We start from the raw sequence: 13,854 nt of genomic DNA on the forward strand, positions 1-13,854 counted from the left end.
CGATAAGATTTTAAATTAAAGTGATTAATTAAACACACGTTTATTAAATTATTTTCTATACAAGCCAAATTAATTATTGACTTTAATTTTTAAATCGTTATTATTGGCTCATTGATTTATATCGTTTATCTTTCATAAGCGATAAATCGTTTCAATTGACCTGCTATTGTCGCCCTGACATTAGCCACAACCTATGGAGGAATCATCGTGTCCTATATAACTACCAAGACGTTTTTAAAGATTAAATGTGTAAACCACCTGACAGAAATGACACCTTCGAAAAGGTTTGGCTAAATTTTTATATAAGCTATTGAGTGATATTCCATCTATCGATATCAACGAGTAGCCTTCTGTATCTACTTGCGCTATCTCTTTTCTAAGTTTACTGTACCAAATTTGCTCTGCGATCATGCTAAGCCCTATTGCGCTTGCTGTTGTCTGTTTACCTAACATTTTTCTTTACCGTTATTGCTAATAAAGCGACTCAGGCTATGATTTAGCTAAAGCTTTTCTATGCGTATAATATTTACGCTGTGGCCGACGATTCTGATCTATATTATCTTTCTTTAAAATGTCTATAATAAATTAACCATGAATTCTTATTAATTTTTTAATTAATAAGAATACGGTTTTTCATTGCCTAGATTTTATAATTTATTAATTTCATTTCTTATTAAACGTTTCGTTTAATTGAGATAGATAAGTAATATCTAAAAATTATAAAAACTGGGAATTATAAAAAATGCATGGTTATAAAATAATAAAATGGAAATAATAAATTATGAGTATTCAATTAGTATTAAATGAAAATCGAAAACACGGCGTACCAGTCAAGATTTATACCTCGGATGTTGAGCAAGGTGCCATGCAGCAGTTACGCAATTTAGCTCAGCTAGAGTTTGTGCATTCACACATTGCAGTGATGCCCGATGTGCACGTTGGCAAAGGCGCAACAGTCGGCAGCGTGATTCCGACCAAGGCCGCCATCATTCCTGCCGCAGTTGGGGTAGACATTGGCTGCGGTATGAACGCAGTACGTTTGTCCCTGACGGCAAGTGATTTGCCTGATAGCTTACGGTCGTTACGATCGATCGTTGAGCAACAAGTACCAGTTGGCTTCAATATGCATAAGCAAATCCAAGCCAAAAATTCAACGCTTGATCCACTAGGTAAACGCCTAAAACCGATTACTGATAAACATCCGGGTTTACTTAAAATGCTTAAAGGTTTTGAGCGTACGTGGGCAAAGCAGTTGGGAACACTCGGCGGTGGCAATCATTTTATTGAGCTGTGCTTGGATGAGAACAATGATGTCTGGGTCATGCTGCATTCTGGCAGTCGCGGCATCGGTAATTGTATCGGACAGTACTTTATTAACCTTGCCAAAAAAGAACGTCAATCGCGCTTCGGTCATGTGCCAGATCGTGATTTGTCTTACTTTGCCGAAGGGTCTGATAGTTTTGCTGATTATGTCGAAGCAGTGGGCTGGGCGCAGGACTACGCGTTAGAGAACCGCCGCGAGATGATGCGTTTGGTGATTAAGTCCTTGCAGTCGCCACAAGCGGGATTACCACGATTTCAGCTGACCAAAGAAGCCATCAATTGTCATCATAATTATGTCAATGAAGAGGTGCATTTCGGTGAGCAAGTCTATATGACGCGTAAAGGTGCGATCAGTGCCTATGCTGGTGAGCTTGGGATTATCCCAGGATCTATGGGCGCAAAGTCCTTTATCGTACGTGGTCTGGGCGAAGCTGAATCGTTTTGCTCGTGTTCGCATGGGGCAGGACGACAGATGAGCCGTGGTAAAGCCATGCGAGCATTTACCATCGACGAGCTAAAAGCGCAGACGGATGGCGTCGAGTGTCGCAAAGACAAAGGTGTCATAGATGAAATACCCGGAGCGTATAAAGACATCGATGAAGTGATGGCCAATCAAACGGATTTGGTTGAGGTGGTGCATACGCTTAAGCAGGTCATGTGTATTAAAGGCTAATGAGTAAAACCATAGGGAGTCACGACGGTGTCAATCGAGCTAAATGTACGAAGTGTACTATTTGCGCTCGATTTCCTAGTCGTGATCCCACTATGCTGTCACTCGAACATATAAAACAGATTTAGAGTTGTTAAAAATATAGGTAACAATATGAGCTTAAAACAAACCTTAAAAAAGGCCAAACAGATTGAACGACAGTTAGAGCAGCAAGCTGAGACAGGTGTGCAACACTCGCTAGGCACAGTCAAGCCGCGCAACTACTTGGCACTGGATCCACTATTAAGAAAAGGTGGTATTCATGAAAAAGAAGATATCGATATCGTCCGCAAAAAACGTCGCCGTGAGACCAAGCAACAGTTACGGAAGACAGATTGGTTATCAGAATAATGATGGTTAATATTCACGCACAAAAAAGCCGTTCGCTATTATAGTGAACGGCTTTTTTATTCTTACTCAAACTTATAATTTAACCATTGTTACCTTAACCGCTATGCTAATACTTCGATTAGCTCACCTTTTACCATGTGCGGGCTAACGAAATCAGTAATACGTACGCTCACAAGTTTACCTAACATTTCATCCATTTGCTCAACATCATGAGGGAACATGACCGTACGAGTGTTATCCGCCGTACCGATTAAGCAATCAGGATGGCGATTGGCGACTTGCTCAACCAATACGCGAGTCGTAGTGCCGACCATCTCATGCGTTTTGGCAAGTGTTGAGTCAATGATGACTTTCTGGAATTCAGCTAAGCGAGCTTTTTTGGTGGTGAAGCTCACATCATCTGGCAAATCAGCGGCTGGCGTGCCTGGACGCTTAGAATAGATAAAGCTGTAAGAGTGATCGAAGTTCAACTCTTTCGCCAAGTTTAAGGTATCTTGGAAGTCTTGATCGGTCTCACCAGGGAAGCCAATGATAAAGTCGCTCGACAAGTGGATATCTGGACGAATGGCTTTTAGCTTATTAATCTGATTGATATAAACATCGATTGTATGGTTGCGCTTCATCGCTGCCAAAATAGCATTTGAGCCACTCTGAACCGGTAGGTGCAAGTGCGATACTAGCTCTGGCAATTGTGCATACGCATCAATGATGTCATCAGTGAACTCTAGCGGATGGCTGGTCGTATAGCGAATACGCTCGACACCGTCGACATGCGATACATAGTGCAATAGCTCAGCGAAACGGCAAATACTGCCATCGTCTTTTTCGCCGCGATAACCGTTGACGTTTTGACCCAATAAGTTGATTTCACGAATACCTTGAGCGGCAAGGCTATCAATTTCAGCCAAGACGTCATCGAGTGGACGCGATAACTCTTCACCGCGCGTATAAGGTACCACACAAAATGAGCAATATTTTGAACAGCCTTCCATGATAGAGACAAACGCTTTGTAGCCTTCTACTCTCGGCTCTGGCAAAAAGTCAAACTTTTCGATGCTAGGGAACGACACATCAATCGTACCGATACGATTCTTAGGCGCGATTTCACGCTGTTCGTTTGATTGATCGTACAGCTCTGGCAGGCGATGCAAGGTTTGCGGGCCAAATACCATGTCAACATAAGGCGCGCGTTTTTGAATGTTATCGCCTTCTTGGGAGGCCACACAGCCACCGACGCCAATGACGAGGTCAGGACGTTTTTCCTTTAGTTTGCGCCAGCGACCCAATTCTGAAAAGACTTTTTCTTGCGCTTTTTCGCGGATAGAGCAGGTGTTCATCAGTAGTACGTCAGCCTCATCGATATCATGAGTCACTTCCATACCGTGTGAATCGCCGAGCACGTCTAGCATTTTGCCAGAGTCATAGACATTCATCTGACAACCTTGGGTCGTGACAAAGACCTTTTTTGTCGCTGCTTTTTCGACGGGCGCTTGGGCTGAACTTGCTTCTTTGAGTGCAGTGACAGCACGTGCGGTGACAGTCGTCTCAGCAACAGCATCGTCATCGATGCGGGGATTGAATACAGTAACACTCATAAGGATAAGTCCATGATTGACCAAAAATATAGCGGAGTAGCCGATTAACAGGTGGCGTATTTTATCACAACCCTGTGCCAATGTGAAAAATTAGCACAGGCGATGAGGTATCAATATGATAAATAATTCATAGCAGTATCAATTATTTACTGTCGTTCATATTACTATTCATAAAAACTGCGGCTCGTTATCACTTCTATGTTACACCGTGCTGTCCTATTTATTAACAAAAGGTAAAGGAGATAGTTGAAAGCACAATGAGTATAGTATGATGATTGCTATACCCTTGGCGGTACTTAGCGAACCGTTATTCATATATTTGTAGAGATATCATAAAGAGAGTCAGTATGACAAAGTTGCGTGTTGCGCATAGCATCAAGGATGAAGAGTCTATCAGTCAAAAACACGCGTCAAAGCGAATCACAGTAGGGACGCTACGGTTGAGCGCGTTGAGCGTGGCAACAGCGGTAAGTGCACTTGGTGTGTCACAGGTCGCTTGTGCCGAATTGACGTGGGGCGATGAGGAAAGCTATCAACAAGAAAGTAACTATCAACAAGATTATCAGCAGGACAGCAGTATCGACTCATTTATGGCAGCTGCTATCGCCGCAGACCGTGGTGATGTGAGTGCGCTCTATAACTATGAGCAAGTCATGAGCGGCGGCTTGTTTGCGATGTATCCGACCTATTGGCGCATGAATCTAGATCTCAATTCACAGAGTTCAGCGGCGGTCTCGCAGTTTGTGCGCCAATATCCAGACACGGTTATGGCTGAGAAATTAGTGGCTGATTTTGCGGAGACTAAAGCAGGATCGAATGATTATGCCTCGGTTAGACAGGTAGCCAATTTGATTACCAATGCTGATGCCAGTGAACGCTGTGCCGTTGCGCTTGGGTTTAATAATGGCGGTGATACTATGCGTGCTATGGCAGCCAAATCTGATGTTTGGCTAACCACCAAAAAGCAACCAGCATTGTGCGATCAGCTAGCGATGGAGATGAACAACAACGCGCTGATTAGTAATCAAGATCGTGCGGCTCGTCTGAAACGTATGCTACGTAAAGGCAAGACCGGTGATATTATGGCATTATCATCACGCCTTGGTACGCCAATTGCTTATTCGGCGCTCAGTGAAATTCAGCTAAATCCGTCTTCTTTCTTTAGCCGTTTTGGTCGTGAGCCTGCAAGCCAAACCAATCAATACCTATATATGTACGCAATCGGCCGTATGGCTGACAAGTCTTATCGTGAGGCGGCGTTACAGTTAGATTTTGATATCAAGCAGGACAATCAGCGCGCGGTCAGATTGTTGAATGATGAAACACGACGCTATGCTTATCGTACGCTTGGCGTGCAGCGTATGAATCATAACACTGACGATGGCTTTAACGCTGAAGCAGTGGATTGGTTCCGCAATAGTTTGGACAATGACTTTAATTTTGAAGAAGCTGAAGATTATGCTATGGCAGCGATTCGCTTCGGTCGTTGGGATGATGTGGTAGAAGCTATCTCAAAAATGGACGGCGAAACGCAAAAAGAAGCCCAGTGGCAGTATTGGCTAGCTCGTGCGTATGAGCAGTCAAGCGATAGTAGCAAGCGTAATACGTCTAAAAAAATGTATCAGAACTTAGCAAAAAGTAATGACTACTATGGCCTGATGGCAAAAGATAAAATAGGGCAGCGTTTTGATGCTAGCCGTTTAGGCGGTAGTAATTTGCCTAATGTCAGTACTGCTGACCGCGCGCGCGTCATGCAAGATGCTAACTTTGCTCGTGCGTTTGCGTTGTATAACTCTGAGGCTAGTCGTGCTTATGCTAACCGCGAGTGGAACTGGGCGGTGAAGCAAGCTCGTGATAATCGTGATGACAATTTAATTATTGCCGCTGCTCGTCAAGCCTATGATATGGGCTGGCTCGATCGAGCGATTTATGCGGTTGATAATACTGATAGGGTGGATAGCTTAGCACTCTCGCATCCGATGCCGCATCAAAGCGCAGTCGTGCGTTATAGTGAGGCTGCGGGTATTGACCCAGCATGGGCGTACGGTATTATGCGTCAAGAAAGCCGTTTCGTATCTTCTGCTCGCTCAAACGTAGGCGCGAGCGGGCTGATGCAAGTCATGCCTGATACTGCAAAGTATATCGCTCGAAACCTAGGTGAGACTTATAGTGCGAGCCGTGCCAACAGCGGTGATACCAATATCCGCTATGGCACATGGTATATGGGTGATATCTTGGGTAAGCTCAACTATCAACCAGTATTAGCAACTGCAGGCTATAACGCTGGTCCCAATAATGCCAAACGCTGGCAACCAGTTTACGGTTCACTTGCCGCAGATCAGTATGTCGAGTCAATCGCATTTCCTGAGACACGTAATTATGTCAAACATGTAATGGAAAACGCCACTATCTATAGCAGTCTGTTGGGTCGTGGTCAGCCGATTAGTCAGCGTATGGGTACGGTGCCAGCTGGATTTTAATCACTGAACTTGCATTTCATAAACCACTAATGATTTATTGTTAGTGGTTTATTTTTATCTGCTGATTTGCTTTGCTAATTGTCAACTGATCAACTTTGCTTTGCCCAAGCAGCACTCATCTGGCTAAGGTAAATTTCACAGCCGTTATCCTCCAGTGCTTTATCAACATTTATCGAGATTCCTGACGATGTCGTCAACGTTTACGTTTTTGCTATAGATTAAAAAAAATGTTTTGTTACCATTGCCTTAATGGGAAACCCTATTTTTCAGTCTTGTTCTTAGGTCAATGCGTGTTTTATGTATCGCGTCTAATGATTTAAATTATAGCCTATGTCTTATCATTGCTAACTAACTGCCTTCAGTCCTATGATCAAAAAATATTTTAGTCTGTCTACGTCGCCAAAAACCAAATATTCGTTATCTAATCGGATATGCTTTTTATCGAAGGTAAATACAAAGACGGATACAGACCTGAGCAATAAGGTCGCTAATTCTATGGTGCAATTGCGTGCAGATTTGGCTAGCAAACATAGCGTAGGTAGTATCAAAGCAACGATGAGCTTCGGCGCTTTACTGCTTATACAAGGTGTTATATTGCTGCCAGCACAGGCGGCTAGTACGGTTAAGACGGGTCAGCGTGTATTGATGATTGAGATGACCCCAGCATTATGTAATATGCAGCCAACGCGGGCACGTATGCGTCAGTGTTTAGAAGGGTACTCGTTAACCGTATCTGGTCTAGATATGGGATATGGCGAACGCTGCGGTCGTGGTAGTGAGCCACGCCTTACCCCGCTACAACTAAAAGTCGTCAACCGTATCATGCCTGACACAACGGTACGTAGCCAAACGTGGCAACGTTATGGAGCTTGTAGTCCGCTTAGCGCCAGCAGTTACTTCCGACAGATTACCAATTATGCAGGTGGATTAAAATTACCGAACGAGCTAAATACGGGTAATAGTTATACCGTTTCCAAATCACGGTTTGTCAGTCAAATGACCCGTCTTAATAGTGGTATGTCTTCCAATAGTGTGGACCTCATTTGTCAAGAAGGCAGCCGTCGCCAATCGATACTCACTGATATACATGTGTGTTATGAAGGTAGTGATTTTGGGACTTGTCATGACGTTGTAGACAGCTGTGGCAGTAAGTTTATCATTTCAGGTGGGCGATAGCCTTTACTTAGTTATCTGCTTAAACTTTTTTTTCGATACCGTTTTTCATTTCATTTAGTTCAATCTAATAGTACAAACTGCCCATTTTGACCATTATATCTACGTATAACACAGTGAAAATATGCTTTAGTTATCATGTACTGAAACCCTCTAGCGCTTTATTCGTAAGCGCTTAGCTTCTAAAAGAAGCCTCTCGTATAAAATGTAACAATATAATCCCTGACGGGTCTATGACTGTATCTAGACGGTCACTGCGATGAAGTGCTACACTAGCTCTCGGTTTATACATGCTGCTATGCAGCAAACAAGTCGATATCTAAAATGATAATCGTTCATTAGAATTATCTAATAATTAATTAGGGAGTATTCAATGTCAATGAAACAGCCTTTACGTGTTGCCGTCACTGGTGCCGCTGGTAATATCAGCTACGCGATGCTATTTCGTATTGCATCTGGCGAGATGCTAGGTAAAGATCAGCCAGTTATTTTGCAATTACTTGAAATTACGCCAGCTCTTGACGCCCTAAAGGGTGTGGTCATGGAACTAGAAGACTGTGCATTCCCATTGTTGGCTGGTATCGTCCAAACTGACGATGCTAATGTCGCATTCAAAGATATCGATTATGCTTTACTGGTTGGTGCACGTCCTCGTGGCCCAGGTATGGAGCGTAAAGATTTGCTAGAAGCCAACGCTGCGATCTTCTCAGCACAAGGTAAAGCATTGAACGAAGTCGCTAGCCGTGATGTAAAAGTATTGGTAGTCGGTAACCCTGCCAACACGAACGCACTTATCGCTCAGCGCAATGCGCCAGATCTTGATCCACGCAACTTCACTGCAATGACTCGTCTAGACCATAACCGTGCTATGGCACAGTTAGCTGGCAAGACTGACAGCACTGTAAATGACGTGAAAAAAATGATCATCTGGGGCAACCATTCGTCAACTCAGTATCCAGATCTAACTGCTTGTACGGTAAATGGCAAGCCTGCGCTAGATTTAGTTGATCGCGAATGGTACGAAGCGACTTATATCCCAGAAGTACAACAGCGCGGTGCTGCAATTATCAAAGCTCGCGGTGCATCATCTGCGGCTTCTGCTGCCAACGCTGCTATCGCACATATGCGCACGTGGGCACTAGGTACTGATGAGAATGATTGGGTATCTATGGGCGTTTACTCAAACGGCGAATACGGTATTGCTGAAGGTTTGATCTACTCATTCCCATGCACATGCACTAACGGCGACTGGTCTATCGTAGACGGCGTTGATGTATCATCAGATTTCTCGAAAGAGAAAATGGCTGCCACTGAGCAAGAGCTTAGTGAAGAGCGTGATGCAGTAGCACATTTACTACCGTAAATCTAAGCTGCTATCCAGTAAGCTATGATTTAAGTAGTACAAGAAAGCCCTCTGAAATATGAGGGCTTTTTCGTGTCTATGAGAAATAGGCAGATGAGATCAACTTAATTCATATTTTAAACTGATAAGAGCGATTTACCGTTAATACAATTGATAACGTTAGATAAACGTTGATTAACAGCTATTAAAATAAAGCTTGCTACAATGAATGTGTCAATTTGAATAATAAGCACATTAAACAATAAGTACGACCATATTCGTATCATTTAAGGAGAAAGTTATGTTGGGTGAACCAGAATATAGTATGAATGAGTTATTTGCTCAGTTAGGTCTAGATAGCTCTGATGAAGCAATTGATGATTTTATCGCAGCAAACCAACTAGCTAGCGAAGAAAAACTGACAGAGGCTAGCATTTGGACGGATAATCAGCGTATGTTCCTGCAAGAAGAATGGCAAAAAGATGCCGCATGGGTAGAAACCATCGATGAGCTAAATGTCCGTTTACATCCTGATGCATAAAAGTTTATCAAGAGATAAAAAACCCCGCAATAGTCTGAATATCGCGGGGTTTTTTATGTCTGGAGTAACACTAAAAATCAAATTTGCTTTTCGCGCCACTCAAGTAGATCTGCGACGTCTTGATGAATACCGGCTTTTAATGCTTCTAGTCCATCATAGCGACGCTCACCATGCAAGAAGTGTAGGAAACGTACGTGCAAGTTCAATCCGTATAAATCGGCTTGCAACTGCGGAAAATGAACTTCTAGTCGCCAGTCATCACCTTTATCAACAGAAGGTCTTTTGCCAATATTAGCCGTGCCGAACAAACTATGCGGACGCAATCCGGCAACACCTTTATGACCATCGGTGGCAAGCGCGGTCAAACCATCAGCGATCACATTACCATTGTCATCTAAGCTCACCACGTCGACTGCAAAAATACCATGCAGGGCAGGCTTTATACGTTGCAAATCGATATTTGCGGTAGGGAAGTCTATCGTACGACCTATCTGATCGCCGCGCACAACCACTCCAGTGATTGCATAGTCACGACCAAGTAACCTGTTGGCTGCTTGAAGATCACCTGCTAATAGTAAATCACGAACACGAGTAGAGCTGATACGGGCAGCGTCGTTATCGGTCGTATCAATACTGTCGCTATCAGTACTATCGTTATTAGTATTGCTATCAGTGACCGTATGCAGGTTGGTCACATCCAAACCATAATCACGCAAAAACTGACTGTCGCCAGTACGATCATGGCCGAAGCGAAAGTCATCGCCCAGCACCAACGCTTTTACGTTCAAACGCTTGGCTAATATATCGGCAAATGCTTGTGCTGATAGCGAGCGAAATTCTGTATCAAACCCTGCTACGATCAATGTTTCAACGCCATACTCTGCCAGCAGTACTTGTTTTTCTGCCAGATTAGTCAGACGCGCAGGCGCTTTGGCAGGTGCAAAAAACTCGCGTGGCTGCGGCTCAAATATCATGACCGCCGCACCCAAATTTTGGGTATGCGCAATCTCACGAACTTGGGCTAGCATGGCCTGATGACCAAGGTGCACACCGTCGAAATTGCCGATAGTGAGCACGCAAGATGCCAACTCTACTGGGACAGTGTCCGTAGATGAAGCGTGTGGCGACGAAATCAGTTGCTCAAGAAAATAGGTTTTCATAAGTTTTCAGCTATGATGAGACCAAATAAAAAACGAAAAAACACATCTATGCTTAAAATTGATGTGTCCAAAACCAGCCATTATAAAGTAAAATAGCCACACTAACATCCTATAGTCTACGTGTAATGCAAGTATGGCGCATAGGGTGGCTATTCTTTATTGCCAATGATGCTAACAACAATCTCGACAACAATGGAGATCTTATGTCTGCTGCTGCCTTAAATACTATACTAACCGACCTATCGACATATCAGCTTACCGATCAGTTCGTTGTGCAGCGTGCAAATAAAGAAGATTTAGCAGAAGTCTTAGCCATTTATAATCAAAGCATACCGGGCAAACAAGCAACAGCCAACCTTGCATTGGTTACGCTAGAGGAGCGTGCTGCTTGGTTTGAGGAGCATTTGGAGAGTGCAACCAGACCAATATATGTGGTCAAGGCATTACCATCAGATGACATATATCAAACAAAGGCGCCGATAGTCGCATGGGGCAGCTTTAGTGATTTGTACGCGCGTACGGCCTATCACATCAGTACTGAGATTAGCATTTATCTAAATCAAGATTATCAGGGTAAAGGATTAGGCAGTTTGCTGACCCGTTGGATGTTGACGCAAGCACCAAGCCTAGGTATTCGAAATGTCATTGCCCTTGTCTTTGCTCATAATCATCCAAGCTTAGGATTATTTCGTAAGCTTGGCTTTGAACAATGGGGTTATATGCCCGAAGTTTGCGATATGGAAGGGTTTATCGCTGATGTTGTGATGCTTGGTAAATCAGTGACATCAGACGATATTTTAGATAAAGCGTCTGAAACAATTTAACTTGAAATGCTCTAACCTAAAATCTTCCATTGACCTTCTATCTTCTGTAGCTGGTAGGTCAGTGGTGCAGGTTCGCTCTGTCCTTTTAGCATTAGCTCGCCAGTGATGATGGCACGAGTTTTGTCATCATTGTATTTGGTATCAGTAATCGTAACGCCATCCACCGTTTGCTGAAATGCAGACTGAGTATTGGCAAGCTCTTTTTCAAAGTTTGCCATATCGACTTGGTAATATGACGCCGCATCCTTCACGTCACCATAATATAAGCTGTTTAGGGCTTGCTTGACAGTATCTTCTGGCGTACCGGCTTGAGTCGGATTGGTCACTAGGCTTTTTTGTTCGGCCGCTTCAGTGACTGGATTAATATTGTCACTATCAATCGCTGTCTTATCTTCAGGGCCATCTGTCATTTCGCCTGTTTCGCTACCACTTTCAGCAATCTCTGCTTGGTCAGTCATATCATTGTCTAATGTGAGGTCTTCTGAGGTATCAACAGTCGCTGCCACATCTTCATTATCGGTAGCAGTTTCAGCCGACTCATTATTGCTACAACCGCTAATAAGGAGTCCAGTGCTTAGTACACCAGTTGCTAGCAGAATTGGTAAGCGCTGAAGGATTGGCTGTTTCGTTGTCATATCAAACCTCAAATGTCATTTATTCATTAATGATCTATTATGACAATTATTAGCAGCACGCATTGTCATTTCTCATAACAGGCTTGTTTTGGTTTCGTAAGCCCGTCATGAGTTTGCTTATACTTTATCCTAACCGTGCTTTAGCTGACGCGGACGGAAACCAGTCGCTAGCAATACCACACCGTAAACCAGCGCTCCGACGGCACACATAATAATCAGCGCGACGATACGTTGCCACTGAGCCTCATCGGTAGGAAAATAAGGTAGCATAAAATAAAGCACGCCAATCATAGAGCCAGTCGAGATAACAAACTGCGTAAATAATTTTTTCCAATGCGGACCGAAACGGAAAATATCACGCTTATGTAAGAAGTAATATAGCAAGCCTGCGTTTACAAAAGCAGCGCCAGTCGTAGCCAATGCCAGACCACCATGTAGCGGTATCTCTAAGAAGTAAAATATCCCGATAAAAATAACACTAAAGATCATATTGGCGATGACAGAGATGATGCCGATTTTGACAGGGGTTCTGGTGTCTTGACGCGCAAAAAATGCAGGGGCAAAGATTTTAATGAGCATAAATCCTAAGATACCACCTGCCATACTACGTAGGGCCAGTGAGCTCATCTGGGCGTCACGTAAGGTAAACTCACCGCGTAAGAACAGCGCTTGCATCAATACATCTGCCAGTACAAATAGGGCAGCTGAGGCAGGCACACCGACCAAGATGATAAGACGTGCTGCCCAGTCAATGGTCTTTTTAAAACTGACATCGTCTTTTTGAGCTTCGCTTTTTGATAGGCTTGGTAATATAACGGTACCAATTGCCACACCAATCAGACCCAATGGTAGCTCGCTCATACGTTCAGCTGCATAGAGCCAAGAGACGGAACCACCAATCATTAACGAGGCAAAAATGGTGTTCAACAGTAAATTAATCTGAGTAACAGAAACACCAAAGATAGCAGGTAACATCAACTTTAAAATACGACGAACACCTTCGTGCTGAAAATCAATTTTGGGCGCGACCAACAATTTCTGTTGCCATAGCTGCGGCAGTTGAATCAAAAACTGTAGCAAACCTGCGATAGCAACGGCATAGCCGAGTGCCATAATAGGCGTATCAAACATCGGCGCAAAAATCAGTGCGCCACCAATCATGCATAGGTTCAATAACACGGGCGCAAAGGCGGGCGCGGCAAATCGACCGTAGCTTTGTAGAATACCACTAGCAAAAGCTGTCATAGAGATGAATAGCAAATACGGAAAGGTAAGACGCAATAACTCAGCAGTGATAGCAAATTTGTTAGGTTGATCGGCAAACCCAGGGGCAAACAACGTCACCACCCAAGGTGCGATTAAGATGACCACCACCGTAAGCATCGATAGCACTAGCAATAATGCGCCCGAGGTTCGACTGACCAAAATCTGCACTTGCTGCAAGCTGTACTTTTCTTTGTATTCGGACAGTACTGGCACGAAAGCTTGGCTAAACGCACCTTCTGCAAACAGTCGTCGTAAGAAGTTTGGGATTTTGAAGGCGACCAAAAAGGCATCCATCAAACCACCTGCACCAAAAACCCCTAGCAATACAACATCACGTACCAAACCTAAAATACGCGATAACATGGTCATGCTGCTGACCACCATGGTTGAACGAAATAACCGACTTTTTGCCATGAGAACCTATCTTGCCAAGTTGTATATTGAGTTATGTGCTG

General features: G+C 43.7%; 11 protein-coding genes. 7 read left to right on the forward strand and 4 right to left on the reverse strand.

The window, feature by feature from the left end; genetic code table 11:
• Positions 1-781: 781 nt before the first annotated feature.
• Entirely contained in the window at positions 782-1,996 is a 1,215-nt protein-coding gene (locus tag I3249_RS10190; RefSeq protein ID WP_238069872.1) for an RtcB family protein, read from the forward strand.
• 150 nt (positions 1,997-2,146) lie between these two features.
• Positions 2,147-2,383, forward strand: a complete 237-nt coding sequence (locus tag I3249_RS10195; protein WP_102091867.1) for a hypothetical protein — start codon at positions 2,147-2,149, stop codon at positions 2,381-2,383.
• A 101-nt stretch (positions 2,384-2,484) separates the two neighbouring features.
• On the opposite strand, the gene miaB is transcribed toward I3249_RS10195, so the two are convergent.
• Positions 2,485-3,978, reverse strand: coding sequence for a tRNA (N6-isopentenyl adenosine(37)-C2)-methylthiotransferase MiaB (gene miaB / locus I3249_RS10200; protein ID WP_238069873.1), 1,494 nt, complete (start codon positions 3,976-3,978; stop codon positions 2,485-2,487).
• A gap of 347 nt (positions 3,979-4,325) precedes the next feature.
• On the opposite strand from miaB, the gene I3249_RS10205 reads away from it, so the two are divergent.
• The 4 genes from I3249_RS10205 to I3249_RS10220 all read left to right on the forward strand — a co-directional run bounded on the left by I3249_RS10205 (position 4,326) and on the right by I3249_RS10220 (position 9,514).
• Positions 4,326-6,458 (forward strand): lytic transglycosylase domain-containing protein, encoded by a 2,133-nt coding sequence (locus I3249_RS10205; protein ID WP_238069874.1) that lies wholly within the window; start codon positions 4,326-4,328, stop codon positions 6,456-6,458.
• Between the two features lie 495 nt (positions 6,459-6,953).
• Positions 6,954-7,634, forward strand: a complete 681-nt coding sequence (locus I3249_RS10210) for a hypothetical protein (RefSeq protein WP_238069875.1) — start codon at positions 6,954-6,956, stop codon at positions 7,632-7,634.
• Between the two features lie 376 nt (positions 7,635-8,010).
• Positions 8,011-8,994, forward strand: coding sequence for a malate dehydrogenase (locus I3249_RS10215; protein WP_101205831.1), 984 nt, complete (start codon positions 8,011-8,013; stop codon positions 8,992-8,994).
• 280 nt (positions 8,995-9,274) lie between these two features.
• The gene (locus I3249_RS10220) at positions 9,275-9,514 is read left to right on the forward strand and encodes a DUF2789 domain-containing protein (RefSeq protein ID WP_165597274.1); all 240 of its coding nucleotides are present in this window, start codon (positions 9,275-9,277) and stop codon (positions 9,512-9,514) included.
• 77 nt (positions 9,515-9,591) lie between these two features.
• Here the strand turns inward: I3249_RS10220 and ribF are convergent, their stop codons facing one another.
• Complete coding sequence (ribF, locus tag I3249_RS10225; protein ID WP_238069876.1) at positions 9,592-10,674, reverse strand: riboflavin biosynthesis protein RibF; 1,083 nt, start codon at positions 10,672-10,674, stop codon at positions 9,592-9,594.
• Between the two features lie 203 nt (positions 10,675-10,877).
• On the opposite strand from ribF, the gene I3249_RS10230 reads away from it, so the two are divergent.
• The gene (locus I3249_RS10230; RefSeq protein WP_238069877.1) at positions 10,878-11,498 is read left to right on the forward strand and encodes a GNAT family N-acetyltransferase; all 621 of its coding nucleotides are present in this window, start codon (positions 10,878-10,880) and stop codon (positions 11,496-11,498) included.
• A gap of 11 nt (positions 11,499-11,509) precedes the next feature.
• Here the strand turns inward: I3249_RS10230 and I3249_RS10235 are convergent, their stop codons facing one another.
• A complete protein-coding gene (locus tag I3249_RS10235; RefSeq protein ID WP_238069878.1) occupies positions 11,510-12,133 on the reverse strand; it encodes a hypothetical protein in 624 nt (207 codons plus the stop codon).
• Between the two features lie 129 nt (positions 12,134-12,262).
• On the reverse strand, positions 12,263-13,813 hold the full coding sequence (murJ, locus tag I3249_RS10240) for a murein biosynthesis integral membrane protein MurJ (RefSeq protein WP_102092753.1): 1,551 nt from the start codon (positions 13,811-13,813) through the stop codon (positions 12,263-12,265).
• Between the last annotated feature and the right edge of the window lie 41 nt (positions 13,814-13,854).

The sequence above is a fragment of the Psychrobacter sp. Ps1 genome, from assembly GCF_022129425.1.
In the GTDB taxonomy this organism is placed as follows: Bacteria; Pseudomonadota; Gammaproteobacteria; order Pseudomonadales; family Moraxellaceae; genus Psychrobacter.